Source organism: Paenirhodobacter enshiensis, assembly GCF_000740785.1.
Classification (GTDB): Bacteria; Pseudomonadota; Alphaproteobacteria; order Rhodobacterales; family Rhodobacteraceae; genus Rhodobacter; species Rhodobacter enshiensis.
In genome coordinates, this window is sequence record NZ_JFZB01000001.1 from 228950 (window position 1) to 249257 (window position 20308).

A 20308-nucleotide genomic window follows, 5' to 3' on the forward strand; every position below is an offset into this window, starting at 1 on the left:
GCCGTGTCATAGTTGCGCCCGCCAGTCACCGACCGGACCGGCCACGCCCGGTCAGGCCCCTGCCGCCCCGATCCGGCACGCGACGTCCGCCTTCCGGTTTTGCGAACGGCCCGGCCCGGCCAGACGGCATCGTCCCATGGGCACCCTGCCGGACCGACAAAGCGACGCGCAGCTGCGCACATGCCCCCCTAGCAAGACCGCAGACATGTCGATGAACAGAACTCAGCCCACTGCAGCCAGCGATTCAGCGCATGTTCTTCTGATCGACGGCCCCGACACGCTGCGCGAAATCCGCCTCGGAGAGCTGCGTGACAGCGGGCTCGCGTCATGCCGGGCCGAAACCTCCCCCGAGGAAATCGGTGTGCTGCAGCACACCGATGCCGCGGTCGCCATTCTCGATCTGAGTGCCTCCGCCCCCGGAAAACCAGCGCAAAGCGATGACGCGCGGCGGATCCGCGCCGTTCTGACCGCCCGCCCCGAAACCGCGGTCGTGGTGCTGATGCCAGACGATTCGGCCCGGCGGGCCGTCGCCGCGATGCGCGCAGGAGCGTTCGATGTGCTGACTGCTCCGGTAGCAGATTCTCTTCTGGTCGAGGCCATCGAGGCCGCCTGTGCCGCCGCCACCCGGCGCACCCGGGCAACGACCCCGCTCAACCGGCCAGAACCCACGCGCCCGGTCCTGGTGCGCGAATCGCAGCTGATGCGTCAGGTCTGCGACCGCATCGACCTGGCCGCGCAAACCGATGCGCCGGTGCTGATCACCGGTGAAAGCGGCACGGGCAAGGAGCTGTGCGCCCAGACCATCCATGCCCTCGGCCCGCGCGCCTCGGGGCCGTTCGTCGTGCTCGACTGCGCGTCGATTCAGGCAGAGCGGTTCGAATCGGAATTGTTCGGCCATTTCCGCGGTGCCTTTTCCGGCGCGGTCACCGACCGGCCCGGGCTGGCGACGCTGGCCGATGGCGGCACGCTGTTCCTCGACGAGATCTGCGAGCTTCCCGCCGCCGCCCAGCCCAAGTTACTGCGCTTTCTGCAATCTCTTCAGGTGCAGCCCGTCGGCAGCATCGATTCCCATCCGGTCGATCTGCGCGTCATCGCCGCCTCGACGATCCCGCCGCTGGAGGCGGTGGCCGACGGGCGGCTGCGCGACGAGCTGTTCTATCGGTTGCAGGTCGTCAGTATCCGGATGCCGTCGTTGCGCGAACGACCCGAGGATATCGTGCCACTCGCGACCGAACTTCTGCGCCGGGCGGCACGGCTGGAAAACCGGGCGTTCCGTTCGATCGCACCGCGTGCGGCCACCGTGCTGCAGGCGCAGCCCTGGCCCGGCAATGTCCGCCAGCTGACCAGCGTGATGCGGGCCATCACCGTGCTGCACGACGGACCCGAGCTGAAGCCCGAGATGCTGCCCGATGACATGCACAACCTGGTCGCCGGAAACAACTTCAAGGATCCGTCGAAGGCGCTGGCCGGCATGACCCTTGCCGAGATCGAGCGCCGGGTCATCAAGGCCACGCTGGAGCGCCATCACGGCTCGGTCCCCAAGGCCGCGCGCGAACTTTCGGTCGCCCCCTCGACGCTCTATCGCAAGATCGACAGCTGGACCCCGGAGGACTGAGCGCCCCCCCAGACCGCGCGCGGCGCAGCACGCCTCAGGCGAACTGCTCGCGCATCAGCCGTTCCTCGAGACCGTGGCCGGGATCGAACAGGATGCGATGACGCACCCCGGGCTCGGAGCGGACCTCGACCCATTGCACCTGCATGACCGAGCGCGAATCCGCGTCCGCCATCACCGGCCGCTTCTCGGGCTCCAGAACGTCGAAACGCACCACCGCCGAGGACGGCAGGATCGCGCCCTGCCAGCGCCGCGGCCGGAACGAGGCGATGCCCGTCAGCGCCAGCACATCCGAGCCGATGGGCAGGATCGGCCCGTGGACAGAGTAGTTGTAAGCCGTCGATCCCGCAGGCGTAGAGACGATGGCGCCGTCGCAGACCAGCTCCTCCATCCGCAACCGTCCGTTGACCGAGATCCGCAGCTTCGCCGCCTGCGGCCCCATGCGCAGAAGCGAGACCTCGTTGATCGCCAGCGCATCGTGCACCACGCCGTCGGCGGTTTCGGCGCGCATCGCGAGCGGGTTGATCACCGCCTCCTCGGCCTCGGCCAGACGGTCGGGCAGGTTTTCGGCCACATAGTCATTCATCATGAACCCGACGGAGCCGCGGTTCATCCCATAGACCGGCAGGCCCCGGTCCGCGTGCAGCGTCTGCAGCATGAACCCATCGCCGCCGAGCGCGACGATCACATCGGCGGTATCGACGCGCGCCTGACCGTAAAGTGCCGTAAGCTCGGCAAGCGCCATCTGCGCGGCCTCGGCGGTCGAGGCGGTGAAATGAATCCTGTTCGGCCTGTTCATGCGCGTCTCCGGCGCCGAAACCCGGCTCCGGCCCCTGTTTTTCCTAGGTGTGACAAGGCGGGAGGGGAAACACAAGCGGCGAATTGCCCGCCCGCCCGGCGACCGGACGTCGCGTCGCGCGATCGGCCCTGGGCCGCGTCCAGGTTGCCTGCCGGAAAACCCGGCCCGGCGACCGCGGCCCGCCCCCGGCATGACGTTGCAAAATCCCCGATAGTCGTTTTGGGCGCTTTCGGCGCGTCGCTTTCTGCGATAAACGGTCGGCGAATATCACCCCATGCGTCAGGAGAGCCCGATGACTGACCAGCGCGACTCCGGCTTTTTCACCGAAAGCCTCGCCACCCGTGACCCCGAAATCTGGAAGTCGATCACCGACGAACTCGAACGTCAGCGCGACGAGATCGAGCTGATCGCCTCGGAGAACATCGTCTCGAAGGCGGTGATGGAGGCGCAGGGTTCGGTGATGACGAACAAATACGCCGAAGGCTATGCCGGCAAGCGGTATTACGGCGGCTGCCAGTGCGTCGACGTCGCCGAGACCCTGGCGATCGAGCGCGCGAAACAGATCTTCGGCTGCGAATATGCCAACGTTCAGCCGAACTCGGGCAGCCAGGCGAACCAGGGCGTGTACAACGCGCTGCTCGCGCCCGGTGACACCATCATGGGCATGAGCCTCGACGCCGGCGGTCACCTGACCCATGGCGCGCGTCCGAACCAGTCGGGCAAGTGGTTCCATGCCGTGCAATACGGCGTGCGCAAGCAAGACAGCCTGCTCGATTACGATCAGGTTCTGGCGCTCGCGAAAGAGCACATGCCGAAGCTGATCGTCGCCGGCGGCTCGGCCATCCCGCGCCAGATCGACTTCAAGAAGTTCCGCGAGATCGCGGATGAGGTCGGCGCGATCCTGATGGTCGACATGGCTCACTTCGCCGGCCTCGTGGCGGGCGGGCAGCATCCCTCGCCCTTCCCCTATGCCGACGTGGTCACCACCACGACGCACAAGACCCTGCGCGGCCCGCGCGGCGGCATGATCCTGACCAACAACGAAGAGATCGCGAAGAAGGTCAACTCGGCGATCTTCCCCGGCATCCAGGGCGGCCCGCTGATGCATGTGATCGCCGGCAAGGCCGTGGCCTTCGGCGAGGCGCTGCGCCCCGAGTTCAAGGACTACGCCAAACAGGTCGTGCTCAACGCCAAGGCTCTGGCGGACGAGCTGCAGAAGGGCGGCCTCGACATCGTCACCGGCGGCACCGACACGCATCTGATGCTGGTCGACCTGCGCCCGAAGGGCGTGAAGGGCAACGCGACCGAGAAGGCGCTCGGCCGTGCGCATATCACCTGCAACAAGAACGGCATCCCGTTCGACCCGGAAAAGCCGACGGTGACCTCGGGCGTGCGTCTGGGCACCCCGGCCGGCACCACCCGCGGCTTCAAGGAAGAAGAGTTCCGCGAGATCGGCCGTCTGATCGTCGAAGTCGTCGACGGTCTGGCGAAGAACGGCGAAGATGACAACGCCGAGGTCGAAGCCGCCGTTTCGCAGAAGGTCGCGACGCTGCTCAAGCGCTTCCCGATCTACCCGACGCTCTGATCCCCGGACCCGCAACCGACACGAAAGGCCCCCGCAAGGGGGCCTTTTCGCATTCCGCCCCCTCGCGCAACTCCCCTCCCCCCTTTTCGGCTTTCCACAAATATCCTCGGGGGTCCGGGGGCAGACAGCCCCCGGCCTTGGGGGCAACGCCGCCCCGGAACGCCGGACAAAGGAAAAGGCGCGAAGGGTCTCCCCCTCGCGCCTCTCTTTCACGCTCTCTCTCGCCTCAGCGGGTGAACTTCTTGTACTTGACCCGCTTCGGCTCCAGCGCGTCGGGGCCGAGGCGGCGGGCCTTGTCGGCCTCGTAATCCTCGAAGTTGCCCTCGAAATATTCGACATGCGCATCGCCCTCGAAGGCGAGGATGTGGGTGCACAGACGGTCGAGGAAGAAGCGATCGTGCGAGATGATGACCGCGCAGCCCGCGAAATCCTCGATCGCCGCTTCCAGCGCCTGCAGCGTTTCCACGTCGAGGTCGTTGGTCGGTTCGTCGAGCAGAAGCACGTTGCCGCCCGATTTCAGCAGCTTCGCCATGTGAACGCGGTTGCGCTCGCCGCCCGACAACAGGCCGACTTTCTTCTGCTGGTCAGAGCCCTTGAAGTTGAACGCGCCGACATAGCTGCGCGAGTTCACCGTCGCCTCGCCAAGCTGGATCAGCTCCGCCCCGCCCGAGATTTCCTCCCAGACGTTCTTCTCCGGGTCGAGCGCGTCGCGCGACTGGTCGACATAGGACAGCTTCACCGTCTCGCCGATGGTGACGGTGCCGGTGTCGGGCGTTTCCTGCCCGGTGATCATCTTGAACAGCGTCGACTTGCCGGCGCCGTTCGGGCCGATCACGCCGACGATGGCACCCGGCGGGATCGACAGCGACAGGTTCTCGATCAGCTGCTTGTCGCCGTAGTGCTTCGAGATGCCCTCGAGCTCGATCACCTTGCCGCCGAGGCGCGGGCCGTTCGGGATGATGATCTGCGCAGTGCCGACCCGTTCCTTCTCGGACTGGTCCGCCATCTTCTCATAGGCCGAGATACGCGCCTTCGACTTGGCCTGACGGGCCTTGGCACCGGCACGGATCCATTCGAGTTCCTTGGCCATGACCTTCTGCTTGGCCTTGTCCTCGCGCGCTTCCTGCTCGAGGCGCTTCGCCTTCTGTTCGAGCCAGCTCGAATAGTTGCCCTCGTAGGGGATGCCGCGGCCGCGCTCGAGTTCGAGGATCCAGGACGTGATATCGTCGAGGAAGTAACGGTCGTGGGTGACGATCAGGATCGTGCCCTTGTAGTCGATCAGGTGCTTCTGCAGCCAGGCGATGGTCTCGGCGTCGAGGTGGTTCGTCGGTTCGTCGAGGAGCAGCATGTCGGGCGCTTCGAGCAGCAGCTTGCACAGCGCGACGCGGCGACGCTCGCCGCCCGAAAGGGTCTCGACATCGGCGTCGTCGGGCGGGCAGCGCAGAGCCTCGAGCGCGATGTCGACCTGGCTGTCGAGATCCCACAGGTTTTCCGCGTCGATCTCGTCTTGCAGACGCGCCATCTCTTCGGCGGTCTCGTCCGAGTAGTTCATCGCGAGTTCGTTGTAGCGGTCGAGCTTGGCCTGCTTCTCGGCGACGCCGAGCATGACGTTGCCACGCACGTCGAGCGCCGGATCGAGGTAGGGCTCCTGCGAGAGATAGCCGACCTTGGCATCCTTGGCGGCCCAGGCTTCGCCCTGATAATCCTTGTCGATGCCGGCCATGATGCGCAGCAGCGTCGATTTACCGGCGCCGTTGACGCCGACGACGCCGATCTTGACGCCGGGGAGGAAGTTCAGGCGGATATTTTCGAAGCACTTCTTGCCACCGGGATAGGTCTTCGAGACGCCATCCATGTGATAGACATACTGGTAGGAGGCCATTCGGGGCACCTTTCGCGGAAATTCACTGTCGCTGAGTTTGCGGATCGCTTTTCAGATAGGCGAAACAGGGCGCGAGGGGAAGGGCCGCGACGGGGTTTCGTGGTCTTTGAGCGTTGTGGAACAGGGAGATCGCGGCAGGGGGCTCTGCCCCCGTCCGGCCGGGGGCCGGACTCCCCCGGGATATTTATGGAAAGCCGAAAGCGACAGGGCCGGGAGCGATCCCGGCCCGTTCTGGTTTGCTGTGTCCCGCCCGGAGGGGCGGTAGGGGCTCATTCGGCCGCGTAGGCCTCGACCGGCGGGCAGATGCAGGTCAGGTTGCGGTCGCCCCAGACGTTGTCGACGCGCCCGACCGGCGGCCAGTACTTGTCGACGCGGAACGCGCCCGGCGGGAAGCAGCCCTGTTCGCGCGAATAGGCCCGGCCCCAGTCGGAGACCAGATCCTCGACCGTATGCGGCGCGAAGTGGAGCGGGCTTTCCTCGGCGGCGAGCTTGCCGTCTTCGACGTCGCGGATCTCGGCGCGGATCGCATGGAGCGCGGTGATGAACCGGTCGAGCTCGAACTTGGTTTCGGACTCGGTCGGTTCGACCATCAGCGTGCCCGGCACCGGGAAGCTCATCGTCGGCGCGTGGAAGCCGTTGTCGATCAGCCGCTTGGCGATGTCGTCGACGGAGATCCCGGCCTCGGCGAAGGGGCGGGTGTCGAGGATGCACTCATGCGCGACGCGACCGCGGTTGCCCATGAACAGGATCGGATATTCCGCCTTGAGCGAGGCCGCGATGTAATTCGCGTTGAGGATCGCGACACGGGTCGCCTGGGTCAGGCCCTTGCCGCCCATCATCAGGCAATAGGCCCAGCTGATGAGCAGGATCGAGGCCGAACCGAAGGGCGCCGCGGTGACCGGACCGGGGTTCTCGCCCTGCGCGACCTCGGGGTCGCCGGGCAGGAAGGGGGCCAGATGCGCCTTGACGCCGATCGGGCCCATGCCGGGGCCGCCACCGCCATGCGGGATCGAGAAGGTCTTGTGCAGGTTGAGGTGGCTGACATCGCCCCCCACGTCGCCCGGACGCACCAGACCGACCAGCGCGTTCATGTTCGCGCCGTCGATATAGACCTGACCGCCGTGGGCGTGGGTGATCTCGCACACCTTCGTCACCGTTTCCTCGAACACGCCATGGGTCGAGGGATAGGTGATCATGCACGCGGCCAGCCGGTCGCCCGCCTCGTCGGCCTTCTTCGCGAAATCCTCGATGTCGATGTCGCCGTTCGGCGCCGTCGCCACCGGCACCACCTGCATCCCCGCCATATGCGCGGAGGCCGGGTTGGTGCCATGCGCCGACATCGGGATCAGGCACAGGTCGCGCCCGTCGTCGCCGCGCGCATGGTGATAGGCGCGGATCGTCATCAGACCGGCATATTCGCCCTGCGCACCCGAGTTCGGCTGCATCGAGAAGGCGTCGTAGCCTGTGACCTGACACAGTTTCGCGGTCAGATCCGAGATCACCTCGGCATAGCCCTCGGCCTGATTGCGCGGCGCGAAGGGGTGCAGGGTGTTGAACTCGGGCCAGGTGATCGGCATCATCTCGGCCGCGGCGTTCAGCTTCATCGTGCACGACCCGAGCGGGATCATCGCCCGGTCGAGCGCGAGATCGCGGTCCGACAGGCGGCGCATGTAGCGCATCATCTCGGATTCGGCGCGGTTCATGTGGAAGACCGGATGGGTGAGATATTCGGTCTGGCGCAGCATGTCCTCGGGGAAGCCGAGATCGACCTCCTTCGGCGCGGGCTCGGTGATGCCGAAGGCGTCGAGAACGCGGGCGATCACGCCCTCGTCCGTCAGCTCGTCGCAGGAGATGCCGACGCGGTCACGGCCGACCTTGCGCAGGTTGATGCCGCGATGGCGCGCCGCCGCCATGATGCCCTGCTGGCCGACGCCGACCCGAACGGTGATCGTGTCGAAGAAGGCCGAGGGCTGGACATCGGCACCGGCGTTCAGCAGCGCGTCGCGCAGCCGGACGGTGTTGAAATGCACCCGCTCGGCGATGGCGCGCAGCCCGACGGGGCCGTGGAACACCGCGTAGAACGAGGCCATCACCGCCAGAAGCGCCTGCGCGGTGCACACGTTCGAGGTGGCCTTCTCGCGGCGGATGTGCTGCTCGCGGGTCTGCAGCGCCAGACGATAGGCGCGGTTGCCGCGCGCATCGACCGAGACGCCGACCAGACGGCCCGGCATCGTGCGCTTGAGCGCATCGGTGCAGGACATGAAGGCCGCGTGCGGGCCGCCATAGCCCATCGGCACGCCGAAGCGCTGCGCCGAGCCCACGGCGATATCGGCGCCCATCGCGCCCGGCTCCTTGAGCAGGCACAGCGCCAGAAGATCGGTCGCGACGACGGCAAGGGCCTTGGCGTCATGCAGCTTCGCGATCAGATCGGTGAAGTCGCGGACATGGCCGTAGGTGCCGGGATACTGGAAGATCGCGCCGAACACCTGATCGGGGACGACGGTCTCGGGCGCGCCCTCGACGATCTCGATGCCGAAGGGCACGGCGCGGGTGCGGATCACGCCCTTGACCTGCGGATGCAGATTCTCGTCGACGAAGAAGGCCTTGGCCTTCGACTTCGAGGCGCGCTCGGCCATGGTCATCGCCTCGGCGGCGGCGGTCGCCTCGTCGAGGAGCGAAGCGTTGGCGACCGGCAGGCCGGTCAGATCGGCGACCATGGTCTGATAGTTCAGCAGCGCTTCGAGACGGCCCTGGGCGATCTCCGGCTGATAGGGGGTGTAGGCGGTATACCAGGCCGGGTTTTCCAGAATGTTGCGCTGGATCGCCGGCGGCGTGACCGTGCCGTAATAGCCCTGCCCGATCAGCGAGGTCATCACCTTGTTCTTCGCGCCGACGCCGCGCAGCTTTTCCAGCACGGCATGTTCGGACATCGGCTCCCAGTCGAGCGCGGTCTTCGAGCGGATATTGGCGGGAACGGTCTCGTCGATCAGCGCCTCGAGCGAGGGCGCACCCACGACCTTCAGCATCTCCTCCATCTCGGCCGGGGACGGCCCGATATGACGGCGGTTGGCGAAGTCGTAGGGATCGTAGGTCGAAGGCTTGTAAGCCATCAGGACACCTTTGATTGAATGGAACCGCCCGGCGCGGGACACGCCGGGCGCGCATCGCCTCAGGCGATGAAGTCCTTGTATTCGTCCTCGGACATGTAAGCGTCGAGCTGCTCCATGTCCTCGACCTTCATCTTGAAGAACCAGGCGCCCATCGCATCCTCGTTCACCAGAGCCGGGGTATCGGTGAGCGCCTCGTTGACCTCGACAATCTCGCCGTCGAGCGGCGACAGGATGTCCGAGGCGGCCTTGACCGATTCGATCACCACGACCTCATCGCCCTTGGTGACCTTGGTCTCGACCTCGGGCAGTTCCACGAACACCACATCGCCGAGCTGTTCGGCCGCGTGCTCGGTGATGCCGACGACAACGAGGTCGCCCTCGACGCGGAGCCATTCGTGCTCTTCGGTATACTTGACGGTCATGGGACGCTCCTCAGCGCTTGTAGGTGTTGGGTTGGAAGGGCATGGCGGCGATCAGCGCGGGCAGACGCTTGCCGCGCACCTCGCCGTAGACGGTGGCGCCGAGCGGCAGATCCGCCGGCAGATAGGCCATCGCCATCGGCGCGTTGATCGAGGGGCCGAAACCGCCCGAGGTCACCTGACCGACCGGCTCGCCACCCTCGGCGGCCAGATAGATCGGCGTGCCCTCGCGCATCGGCGCGCGGCCCTCGGGGCGCAGGCCCGTGCGGCGGCGCGCACAGCCGTTGTCGTATTGATCGAGGATGATTTCGGCGCCCGGGAAGCCGCCTTCGCGCGCCCCGCCGTGGCGACGCGCCTTCTGGATCGCCCATTTCAGATCCGCCTCGACCGGGGTGGTCGTGGTGTCGATGTCATGGCCGTAAAGGCACAGACCGGCCTCCAGACGCAGGCTGTCGCGCGCACCGAGGCCAATGGGCGCCACCTCGGGTTCGGCCAGCAGCGCGCGGGCGAAATCGACGCCCACCGCATCGGGGACTGAAATCTCGAACCCGTCCTCGCCGGTGTAGCCCGAACGCGAGATCCACAGCTCCGCCCCGTTCCAGGGGAAGGTGCCGACATCCATGAAGCGCATCGCGGCGACCCCGGGGATCAGCCGGGCGAGCGCGGCCTCGGCCTTCGGGCCCTGCAGCGCCAGCAGACCGCGGCCGGTGACCACCTCGACGCCCGCGACATGGGCCTTCAGATGGGCGATGTCCTGCTCGGCGCAGGCGGCGTTGACCACGACGAACAGGTGATCGCCCTTGTTCGCCACCATCAGGTCATCGAGGATACCGCCCTCGGCATTGGTGAACATCGCATAGCGCTGACGGTTCAGCCCGAGCCCGGCGATATCGACCGGCACGAGGCTTTCCAGCTCGGCCACCGCAGAGGCGGGCAGGATCACCTGCCCCATGTGGCTGACGTCGAACAGCCCGGCCTCGGCGCGGGTATGAAGGTGCTCCTTCATCACGCCCATCGGGTATTGCACGGGCATTTCCCAGCCCGCGAAGGGCACCATTCTGGCGCCCAGCTCGACATGCAGATCGTAGAACCCGGTCCGCTTCAGGGTTTCGTTTCCGGCCATTCCGCCCCTCGTTGCTGCCGAATGATCGGCACAGACACCATGAGCCCGCAAGCTCGCTCGATGCCCCATCTGTCCCTGCCCGGTCACCGGGCGCCTGAGATCGTTATCCCTTCGGCGGGCACTGTGGTGCCTCTCTCCAGAGTTATGGCCGGAACGGTCCTTTTGCCTGAGAGTTTCCCGGGGCGGTTGCTCCTTCGGCACCGACCGCGAGGGCCGGCTTCTCCCGATTCCGTCGCAAATCGGATAGCCCGGCACGGGACGCGCTGACAACAGGAAAAAACGAAAACGACGTTTTGGCGCCGCGATGCGGCATCGGGCGCGGAAAAGGCGGGCATCCGGGGCAGGTTACCGCCCCGGAGCGCGGGATCAGCCCTTCGCGCGAATGCGGTGCAGCAGCGGCATCAGCTCGGACATCTCGGGGCCATGCGCCTCGCCGGTCAGCGCCTTGCGCAGCGGCATGAACAGCCCCCGGCCCTTGCGCCCGGTGGCCTCTTTCACCCGCGCGGTCCAGTCGCGCCAGGTGGTGGCGTCGAACGGCATCTCGGGCAGCAGATCGAGGGCGGTGCGCACGAATTCGGCGTCTTCCGGCTCGATCAGCGGCTCCGCCCCGGTCAGGCACAGCGCGGCCCAGTGGTCGAGATCGGCGAGCGTGTCGATATTGTGCGAGGCGACACGCCAGAACGCCTCCGCCTGCCCGTCCGGGATGCCGAGGGCTGCGATCCGGCCGGCGACGGCGGCGAAGGGCAGCTGCTGGTTGCGGTGGCGCGTCAGCACGCTCAGCTCCGCCGGATCGAACCGGGTGGGCGCCGCGCCGAACTGCGACAGATCGAAGCCCGCCGCGATCTCGTCGAGCGACATCCGCAGCTCCACCGGCTGGCCGGAGCCGAGCCGCGCCATCAGACTCAGCAGCGCTTCGGGCGCCACGCCCTGTTCGCGCAGATCGCGGATCGACAGCGCACCCAGACGCTTCGACAGCTCCTCGCCCTCGGGCCCGGTCAGCAGCGAGTGATGCGCGAAGCGCGGCACCGTGCCGCCGATGGCACGGATGATCTGCACCTGCGTCGCGGTATTGGTGACGTGATCGGCGCCGCGCACGATGTCGCTCACCCCCATGTCGGCATCGTCGACCGAGGAGGCGAAAGTATACAGCACCTGCCCCGAGGCCTTGATGAGCACCGGGTCCGACACCGATCCCGCGTCGATGGAGATCGGCCCGAGGATCCCGTCCGTCCATTCGACGCGCTCGCGGTCCAGAAGGAACCGCCAATAGCCCTCGCGCCCCTCAGTGCGCAGCGCCTCGCGCGCCGCCTCGTCAAGCGTCAGCGCCGCACGGTCGTAAACCGGCGGCCGGCCCATGTTGAGCTGCTTCTTGCGCCGCAGATCGAGTTCGGTCGGGGTCTCGAAACATTCATAGAGCCGGCCCGAACGGCGCAGCTCTCCGGCGACCTCCTCATAGCGGCCGAGGCGGTCGGACTGACGCTCTTCCCGATCCCAGCCAAGGCCGAGCCAGTCGAGATCCGCCTTCAGCGCATCGACATATTCCTGCTTCGAGCGCTCCCGGTCGGTATCGTCGATGCGCAGGATGAAGGTGCCGCCCGCCTTGCGCGCGACGAGATAGTTCATCAGCGCGGTGCGCAGGTTGCCGACATGGATATAGCCGGTCGGCGAGGGCGCGAAGCGGGTCACGATGGTCATGCGGGCGTCTCCATATCGGGTGCGGCAGGTCGGGTCGCGAGGCGCGGTGTTATCCAGATCGACAGGCTTGTCCAGAGCGGCGGGCTTGTCCATAGCTTGGGTGAAGCAAGACAGGAGGCGCCGATGAGCGACTGGAGAGGACGCGAGGCCCCCTCGCTCGACGAGATCGAGGCGATGGCGCTCGCCGCGCGCGACGCCCTGCCCGCGGCGTTTCGCACCGCGGCCGCGGCGGTCGTGCTGCGCGTGGCCGACCTCGCGCCCGACGACATCCTGACCGAGATGGAGATCGAAGATCCGTTCGAGCTGACCGGGCTTTACGAAGGCGTGCCGCTGACGCTGAAATCCGTCGCCGATCCCACCGGGCCGGATGTGATCTGGCTGTTTCGCCGCGCGATCCTCGATGAATGGGCGGAACGCGGCGATGTCGCGCTCGACGCGCTGACGGCGCATGTCTACGTCCACGAGCTGGCCCATCATTTCGGCTGGTCCGACGACGACATTGCCGCGATAGACCGCTGGTGGGAGTGATCCCTTGCCCCGACCGGGCGGCGCCCTACCCTCGGGCAGCAGATGACCGAAGCCGGAGCCGACGATGACCCTTCCCGAAACCGCGCCGTCCGCGCCCCTCTGGCACAGCTTCCGGCTCGGCGATTTCCGCGTGACGACCTTGCTGTCGGGCACGCGCGAGATGACCGACGCCCATGCCACCTACGGGCTGAACGTGGATGCCGAGACCTTCGAGAGGATCTCGCGCGAGGCGGGTCAGCCGACGGATCGGTGGTCGAACGGCTTCACCCCGACGCTGGTCGAGACCGGGACGGAGACGGTGCTGTTCGACACCGGACTGACGCCCGAAGGGATCGTCACGGCGCTCACTGCCTCAGGGCACAGCCCCGAAGACATCACGCTGATCGTGCTCACCCACATGCACGCCGACCATATCGGCGGGCTGATGCAGAACGGCCGGCCGGTCTTCCCGAACGCGCGGCTGATCGCCGGAGGGCGCGAATGGGATCATTGGGCGATGGCGGGCAATGACGGGTTCGAGCGGCTGGTGCGTCCCTTCGCGCGCCACATCACGCTGATCGAGGATGGCGACAGCCCCTTCCCCGGCGCGACGGCGATCCTCGCGCCCGGCCACACGCCCGGCCACATGGCGTTCCGGCTGACAAGCGGCGAGGCCAGGCTGATGCTGACCGCCGACACTGCGAACCACGCGCTGTGGTCCGTCAGCCATCCGGATTGGGAAGTGCGCTTCGACATCGACAAGGCCCGCGCCATCGAGACCCGGAAGCGCATCCTCGGCCAGATCGCCGACGAGGGCGTGCCGTTCATCGGCTATCACATGCCCTTCCCCGCGGTGGGATTTCTGGAGCGCGACGCCGGAGGATTCCGGTTCCGCGCCGCCGGCGACCGGCCCTGAGAGCGCAAGGGGCTCTGCCCCCTCTTTGCCTTTCAGGCAAATTCACCCCCGGGATATTTATGGAAAGCCGAAAGAGAGGGGGCACGCAATCGCTGACGGACGAAAGGATTTGCCCTCGGGCGCGGGCGCGCCTATGGAACCGGCATGAAGATCCTTTTTCTTGGCGATGTGATGGGACGCGCGGGACGCACGGCGATTGCCGAGCGGCTGGCTGCGCTGCGCGCTGACTGGGGGCTCGATTTCGTCGTGGTGAACGGCGAGAACGCCTCGGGTGGCATGGGACTGACGGGCGAGCACGCGAAACTGCTGCTGGCCGCGGGCGCGGATGTGGTGACGCTTGGCGATCATGCCTTCGATCAGAAGGACATGATGCGCTTCATCGACGGCGAGCCGCGGGTGATCCGGCCGATCAACTATGCCAAGGACGCGCCGGGACGCGGGTTTCGCCTGTTCGAGGACCGGCGCGGTCGCAAGGTTCTGGTGGCGCAGGTTCTGGGCCAGGTATTCATGAAGCGCGCCTATGACGATCCGTTCTCGGCCGTCGAAACGGTCTTGCGGGCGCATCCCCTCGGCGGGCAGGCGCAGGCGATCCTGATCGACGTGCATTGCGAGGCGACCTCAGAGAAGATGGCGATGGGGCACTGGTGCGACGGGCGGGCCTCGGTCGTCGTGGGCACGCATACCCATGTGCCGACCGGCGATGTCACCGTGCTGCCGGGCGGAACCGCCTACATGACAGACGCGGGCATGTGCGGCGATTACAACTCGGTCATCGGCATGGACAAGGCCGAGCCGATGCGCCGCTTCATCACCGGCATGGCGCGCGAGCGTTTCACCCCCGCGACCGGCGAGGCGACGCTGAGCGGGATCTATGTCGAGACCGACGACCGCAGCGGCAAGGCACTGGTGGCGCGTCCGGTGCGCGTCGGCGGTCGGCTGTCGCAAAGCGGGCCGAAGGAGGGCTGAGCCCCCCCTTCCTTGCTACTTGCCGCCGGCCTTGCTACTTGCCGCCGGCCTTGCTACTTGCCGCCGGCGTGGCGGGCGAGGAAGGCACGGTCGTCGATCGTCGACAGGATCAGTGCCGCCACCATGCCGATGCTCGCCCCGATCAGGGTATCGAGAACCCGCTCGGGCGCCATCTCGGCACCGGCGGCACCGGGCGCGGCGAGGTAGCTTGTCAGCAAGGCCATCGGCGTCACGAAAGCCTGCCCGAAAGCGTAGTTGTAGCCGATCACCAGCTCCGTCGCGATCTGCAGGAAGGCGAGCATCCAGATCACCTGCCAGATCCCCGGCTGCGCCGAGAGCACGAACCACACCATCACCCCGCCGACGAGCGTGCCCGCCATGCGCTGCAACGCCCGGTTCATGCTGATGTGAAGATGCGCGCCCTGCAGCACCGCAACCGCGCCGAGCGCCGCCCAGGCCGGATGTGCCGCGCCGACGGCATGGGTCGCGAAAGCCGCAACCGCGGCACCGAAAGCGATGCGCGCGGCGGCCACCGCCCGGTGCGAGGCGGGCCGCAACGGTTCAACAGGAAAGGCGCGCTCGGGCGTGGGCTGCTGGCGCAGGGGTTCCGTCGCGAGGCAGACCAGAAGCGCCACGATACTGACCGCCCCGGTAGCAAGACCGCGCTCGGCCACCTCGGTCCAGCCGGCCACCGGCACCATCGAGGCCCCCGCCGCGAAAGCGAAAATCAGCGGCCCCGGCGCACCGACCCGACCGGTTGCCGCGATGAACACCGCCACGCCGCAAAACAGCGCCAGAACCGCCAGCTGCACCTCTTTCGGGGCGCCGAGCGCGGTCGCCGCCGACATCAGAACCACCCCTCCGGTCTGGGTCAGCGCGCTCAGCACCAGCACCCCGCGCCGCCCCCGGCGCGAGGAAAACCGGCCGAACAGCGCCACCAGAGACCCGAGCGAGGCGTAGCCCACCAGTTGCGGCCAGGGCGACATGTAGGTCGCGCTGAGCGCAATCAGCACCGTCAGCGCGGCCTGCACCCCGACGAGGATCGAGTTGCGCAAGGACGGCTGGCGGCGCGCCACGGCGAGGCTTTCGCGCATCTGACGCAGCTCCAGCAGGCGGCGTGCAGCGGCCAGATGGCGCGCCTCGGCCGGAGTCGGATCGGGAGAAAAGGGCAAGGGGGTCACTCCTGTCGCGGCGACCGCGCCGCAGTCAGCGCAAGGTCGATCTTGTCGAAACCGGCGAGCATACCGGCAATGTCATCGTCACTCAGACCCGCCAGAAGCTCTGCCTCGGAGCGGGCCAGCTCGCGCGAGATCCCGGCCACGCGGGCGTGCCCCTCAGGCGTCAGGACCACCTGCCGCACCCGTCCGTCGACCGGATCGGGGCGGCGCTCGACCAGCCCCTGCCGGCACAGGATATCGAGCAGGCGCACCAGGCTCGAGGCATCGAGACTGATCCGCCGCGCCAGCTCTGCCTGTGCGATGCCGTCGCCCATGTCGTCGAGATGCACGAGCGGCACCCAGGTCGCGGCGGACAGCCCCGCCTCGGTCAGGCGCGCATCCAGAACCTGGCGCCAGCGCCGCGCCAACACGGCGAAGCGCCGGCCAAGCCGCGCCCGGGGAGAAGTCAGATCTGAGGTCATGCCTCTCTCTGATCAGAATTTCATTTGGTTTGCAAATCAAATGAGTCGGATACAACATTTGTCGCATCCGCGACGCGGGCAACCGGGGGGCCTCACCCCCGGCGCAAACGCGCCACGGCCTTGGAAAGATCGGCGATCGGGGTCGCACCGTTGAACAGATCCTGCCCGACGACGAAGCCCGGTGTGCCCATCAGGCCCAGCTCATAGGCCTCGCCGATATTCTTGCCGACGAGCTCGGTCCAGCTGTTGTAATCCTTCTGAAAGCTGTCGAGAGCATCGCCCGCCTCGACACCGGCCGATTTCGCTGCCGCATCGACCTGCTCGACGCTCAGATGCCGCCCCGGCAGCGCCATGATCGCAGCGTTGACCTCGGCATAACGGCCAAGTTTCACGGCGCCGAGCGCGATCATCGTCGCCCGATCCGACACCGGCCCGAACATCGGCCAGTCCTTCATCATCCAGCGCAGATTGCCGTCTTTTTTGACGAAGGCCTGCATCTCGGGATAGCTCTTGCGGCAGAACGGGCACTGGTAATCGAAGAACTCGACGATGGTGACATCGCCCTTCGGATTGCCCAGCACCGGCTGCGCCGGATCCGAGATCAGCTCGGCATAGCCGGGAGCCTTGGGCGGAATGGCCTCGGGCCTGGCCTGCACCCCCGCCGCCCCGAGCGTCATCATCCCCCCCGGAGCAAGCACCAGCAAAGCGCGGCGGTTCAGCGGAAAAATCATTCGGAAACTCCTTGAATGGATGGATCGGGGGCGAAGCCGGCGGGGCGCAGGGCCCTCGCGGCACTCAGGAAATCGGGCACCGGGACCGGGCCGGTCCGCCGGCTGGCGATGCGCTCGGTCCCGTCGGGGCCGAAGAACAAAAGGGTCGGCGGACCGAAGGCCGACAGTCGTTTCAGCGCGGCCTCGGCGCCGGCATCGGCGCGGGTGACGTCAAGCTCGATCCGGGTGACGCCGCGCAATGCGGCCCCGACCGCGGGATCGGGCCAGAGCGTGCGGGCGATCTGGCGGCAGCTTTCGCACCAGTCGGCCGTGACATAGACAAGCGTCGGGCGCCCCCGCGCGGCGGCCAACGCGGTTTCAAGCCCGTCCACCGTGCTGACCCGCCCGAACCCCGGCGCGGCCTCTGGCGTGGCGGTCGCGAGCGGTCCACCCACGCCAGGCAGCACCGCCCCTGCGACCTGCGCCCCGGCCCCGAGCAGCGCCAGCACCCCCAGACCGCGCCGCACCCGCCCCGTGCCGCGGATCAGCCAGCCCCCACCCCACAGCAGAAGCCCCGCCCACAGCGCCGCCGTCACCGTCCCGGGCACCACCCGCGACAGCAGCCACACCGCCAACGCCAGAAACACGAAGGACACGAGGGGACGCACCGCCCCCATCCAGGCCCCGGCCCGGGGCAGCAATGCCGCACCGAACACCCCGGCCAGCAGCAGCGGCGCCCCCTGCCCGAGGCCCAGAGCGAACAGGGCCGCAGCCCCGAACGCCACGCTGCCCCCCTGCGCGATATACAACAGCGCCCCCGCCAGCGGCGCGGTCAGGCACGGCCCCACCACCAGCGCCGCCCCGAGCCCAAGTGCAACCGCGCCGCGCACCGATCCGCGCGGGCCCTGCACCCGGTCCGCCACCCGCGCGAGACCTGACGGCAGCGCGATCTCGAACAACCCGAGCCCCGGCAGAGCCAGCACCGCGAACAGCCCGGCCATCGCCCCGATGGCCCAGGGCGATTGCAGCACCAGTTGCAGGTTGCGCCCCGACCAGCCCGCCACAGCCCCGATCGCGGCGAAGGCTACCGCCATCGCCAGCACATAAGCGCCCGACAGCACCGCCCCGCGCGCCGGACGCAGCGTCTCGCCCTGCCGCGCCAGAAGCGCGAGCAGGATCGGCAACATCGGCAGCACACAGGGCGTGAAGGCCAACAGCACCCCAAGCCCGAAATAGCCCGCCAGAACCGTCAGCCAGTTCCCTGCAAGCGCCCCTTCCGCCCCTATGCCCTCGGGCGGCGCCGTCCCGGGCAAGGTCACGGTTTCAGTCACCGGCGGATAGCAGATCCCGTCCTGCTGACAGCCCTGTGCCGTCACCTGCACCACCCCGCGCGCACCGGGCAGGAGAACCTCCGCCCGGTCGCGATACACCTCGACCGAACCGAAGCCCGGATCCTGCGTCACCTCGCCCGGATCCGTGTGCAACTCCAGCGCCGCGCCCGCGTCATCCGTGGCCGAAAACCCGTCGCGATACAGATAATAACCCGGCGCGATGGTCCAGCCGATCCGCGCGCCCTGCGCATCGACGGACAGAAGCTGCATCCGAAACGCCTCGGCCGCCGGCAGTGGCCGCCCCGCCGCCAGCACCGCTCCGCCGATCGTTCCGAAGACCAGCCCCAGAATCAGCGCCGCGATCGCCTTGCCCCACATATCCTGCCTCATCGCCACCTCTGCCGCGGCTCTCGCCCGCCGCGCTTAACTCAGGCTTAAGACTTCTCCCATTCATCTTTCCGCAAATATCCCGGGGGTGAGGGCCAAAGGCCCGAGGGGGCAGAGCCCCTCCCTTCCTGCCCCACGGGGGGTAACCCCTAGAACGCGTCGCGCAACCGATACCACAGCAGCGCCGCCGGCAGTCCCGCCCGCCGCCGCGCCCCGAGCGTGAATTTCGGCGGAGTCCGGCCGAAGAACCCGGGCATCTCCGTCGCCTGACCGAGCGCGAGCTTCGCCAGCTGCTCGCCGGTCCAGCTGCCCATCGCGACGCCATTGCCGTGCCAGGCGAAGGCCGCCCAGGTGTCAGGCCCGATCTGCCCCGCGAAGGGCACCAGATCGCGCGCCATGCACACCAGCCCGGACCAGAACCACGGCACATCGACCCGCCGCCAGGCCGGGAACATGTGCCGGAAATGGCGCAGCACGGCACGGCGCTGCGCGTCCTGCGCGGCATCGGTCCAGCGCACCGCACCGCGCATCCCGAACAGCATCCGCCGGTCCGGCATCAGCCGGAAATAATGCAGCAGGTTGCGCGAGTCATAGGCCATCAGATCGCTCGACCAGCCCTGTTTCGCGATCTCCTCGTCCTCAAGCGGCCGGGTCACGATCACGCTCGACTGCATCGGCAGGTAGCGCGCCGCCATCCATGGCGGCAGATCGTCCGAGGAATAGCCGTTCGTCGCGATCAGCAGCCGGCGCGCCCGCACCGTCCCATGCGGCAGCCGCAGCAGGTGGCGCCCGTCCTCGGTCCGACCGGTCGACAGCACCGGGCTGTCGGCATAAAGCCTGGCGCCGCAGGCCACCACCTCGCGCGCCAGCCCCAGCACATATTTGCGCGGGTTCAGCGCGAAACCGAGCCCCAGATGCAGCCCGCCCCAGGCGCCGCGCAGCTTCAGCCCCTGCTCGATCATCTCGGCGCGGCTGAGCACCTCGGCGGTGGTGCCATAGGTCTCGGCCAGCGCCGCCGCCTCGCGGCGCATCGCGCGAAACGCCGGCTGGCTGTGCGCGATCTGCAGCTCGCCGCTTTCGGAATGGATGTCGGCATTGACCCCGAGGCCCGAGATCCGCGCCCGCACCATCTCGATCGCGGCGCGCTCCGCACGGCGGAAACAGGCGAGATCCTCTTCGCCCCAGCGGCGGCGGATCTGCCGTCCCGTCGCCTTCGCCCCGCCGATGCAGCAAAACCCGCCGTTGCGCCCCGAGGCGCCCCAGCCCGGCCGGTGCGCATCGAGAACCGCGACCTCGACCCCTGCCTGCGCCAGCGTCAGCGCCGCCGACAGCCCGGTATACCCCGCGCCCACGATGGCGAAATCGACGTCGATCGTCCCGTCTGCCGATGGCCAGCGGGTGTCATCGGGCACACTGTCATACCAGTAACACCCCCCGAGAGAGGCTTCGCCATAAGCGGCAGGTTCATAGATCCGTTGCGGCATCTGGATACGCGATCACTGGTTGTCGTCTTCCCGCTTAGCTCAATCCGCGACGAAGCCAAAGCCCCGTTCGCCAGCTTGCGCGCCCTTCCGCCCCGCAACCGCCCCCCGCCCCCCTGCCCGGACCGGCCCCTTGCAGCCGCAGA

General features: G+C 67.8%; 16 protein-coding genes and 1 riboswitch. Of the genes, 5 read left to right on the forward strand and 11 right to left on the reverse strand.

Going from position 1 to position 20308, the window contains the following annotated elements; genetic code table 11:
• The first annotated feature begins 211 nt into the window (after positions 1–211).
• Positions 212–1615 carry a sigma 54-interacting transcriptional regulator gene (locus CG50_RS01005; protein ID WP_036634360.1) on the forward strand — a complete coding sequence of 468 codons (1404 nt, stop codon included), beginning with the start codon at positions 212–214 and terminating at the stop codon, positions 1613–1615.
• A gap of 34 nt (positions 1616–1649) precedes the next feature.
• Here CG50_RS01005 and CG50_RS01010 read toward each other — a convergent pair whose 3' ends face one another.
• A complete protein-coding gene (locus tag CG50_RS01010; protein ID WP_036634086.1) occupies positions 1650–2411 on the reverse strand; it encodes an NAD kinase in 762 nt (253 codons plus the stop codon).
• 292 nt (positions 2412–2703) lie between these two features.
• Here CG50_RS01010 and glyA point away from each other — a divergent pair, with 292 nt between their 5' ends.
• Entirely contained in the window at positions 2704–3996 is a 1293-nt protein-coding gene (gene glyA / locus CG50_RS01015; RefSeq protein ID WP_036634087.1) for a serine hydroxymethyltransferase, read from the forward strand.
• A 226-nt stretch (positions 3997–4222) separates the two neighbouring features.
• On the opposite strand, the gene ettA is transcribed toward glyA, so the two are convergent.
• From ettA to gltX, 5 genes are all read right to left on the reverse strand, one after another.
• The gene (gene ettA / locus CG50_RS01020) at positions 4223–5878 is read right to left on the reverse strand and encodes an energy-dependent translational throttle protein EttA (protein WP_036634089.1); all 1656 of its coding nucleotides are present in this window, start codon (positions 5876–5878) and stop codon (positions 4223–4225) included.
• Between the two features lie 269 nt (positions 5879–6147).
• Positions 6148–8988, reverse strand: coding sequence for an aminomethyl-transferring glycine dehydrogenase (gene gcvP / locus CG50_RS01025; protein ID WP_036634090.1), 2841 nt, complete (start codon positions 8986–8988; stop codon positions 6148–6150).
• A 59-nt stretch (positions 8989–9047) separates the two neighbouring features.
• A complete protein-coding gene (gene gcvH / locus CG50_RS01030) occupies positions 9048–9410 on the reverse strand; it encodes a glycine cleavage system protein GcvH (RefSeq protein ID WP_036634092.1) in 363 nt (120 codons plus the stop codon).
• Between the two features lie 10 nt (positions 9411–9420).
• The gene (gene gcvT, locus CG50_RS01035) at positions 9421–10530 is read right to left on the reverse strand and encodes a glycine cleavage system aminomethyltransferase GcvT (protein ID WP_036634094.1); all 1110 of its coding nucleotides are present in this window, start codon (positions 10528–10530) and stop codon (positions 9421–9423) included.
• A 144-nt stretch (positions 10531–10674) separates the two neighbouring features.
• Positions 10675–10766, reverse strand: a riboswitch (glycine riboswitch).
• A gap of 130 nt (positions 10767–10896) precedes the next feature.
• Complete coding sequence (gene gltX / locus CG50_RS01040; protein ID WP_036634361.1) at positions 10897–12225, reverse strand: glutamate--tRNA ligase; 1329 nt, start codon at positions 12223–12225, stop codon at positions 10897–10899.
• A gap of 123 nt (positions 12226–12348) precedes the next feature.
• Here gltX and CG50_RS01045 point away from each other — a divergent pair, with 123 nt between their 5' ends.
• The 3 genes from CG50_RS01045 (at position 12349) to CG50_RS01055 (ending at position 14614) form a co-directional block, all read left to right on the forward strand.
• Complete coding sequence (locus CG50_RS01045) at positions 12349–12753, forward strand: metallopeptidase family protein (RefSeq protein ID WP_036634096.1); 405 nt, start codon at positions 12349–12351, stop codon at positions 12751–12753.
• Positions 12754–12817: 64 nt separating this feature from the next.
• Positions 12818–13648 (forward strand): MBL fold metallo-hydrolase, encoded by an 831-nt coding sequence (locus CG50_RS01050; protein WP_036634098.1) that lies wholly within the window; start codon positions 12818–12820, stop codon positions 13646–13648.
• Between the two features lie 144 nt (positions 13649–13792).
• A complete protein-coding gene (locus tag CG50_RS01055; RefSeq protein WP_036634104.1) occupies positions 13793–14614 on the forward strand; it encodes a TIGR00282 family metallophosphoesterase in 822 nt (273 codons plus the stop codon).
• A 53-nt stretch (positions 14615–14667) separates the two neighbouring features.
• Here CG50_RS01055 and CG50_RS01060 read toward each other — a convergent pair whose 3' ends face one another.
• From CG50_RS01060 to CG50_RS01080, 5 genes are all read right to left on the reverse strand, one after another.
• Positions 14668–15786 (reverse strand): FUSC family protein, encoded by a 1119-nt coding sequence (locus CG50_RS01060; RefSeq protein WP_036634105.1) that lies wholly within the window; start codon positions 15784–15786, stop codon positions 14668–14670.
• 5 nt (positions 15787–15791) lie between these two features.
• Positions 15792–16253 carry a MarR family winged helix-turn-helix transcriptional regulator gene (locus CG50_RS01065; protein ID WP_036634107.1) on the reverse strand — a complete coding sequence of 154 codons (462 nt, stop codon included), beginning with the start codon at positions 16251–16253 and terminating at the stop codon, positions 15792–15794.
• Positions 16254–16345: 92 nt separating this feature from the next.
• Positions 16346–16984 carry a DsbA family protein gene (locus tag CG50_RS01070; RefSeq protein WP_036634108.1) on the reverse strand — a complete coding sequence of 213 codons (639 nt, stop codon included), beginning with the start codon at positions 16982–16984 and terminating at the stop codon, positions 16346–16348.
• Complete coding sequence (dsbD, locus tag CG50_RS01075; RefSeq protein WP_081880221.1) at positions 16981–18684, reverse strand: protein-disulfide reductase DsbD; 1704 nt, start codon at positions 18682–18684, stop codon at positions 16981–16983. The genes CG50_RS01070 and dsbD overlap by 4 nt, the downstream gene beginning before the upstream one ends.
• A 146-nt stretch (positions 18685–18830) precedes the next feature.
• Positions 18831–20165, reverse strand: a complete 1335-nt coding sequence (locus CG50_RS01080) for an NAD(P)/FAD-dependent oxidoreductase (RefSeq protein WP_036634109.1) — start codon at positions 20163–20165, stop codon at positions 18831–18833.
• Positions 20166–20308: the final 143 nt, after the last annotated feature.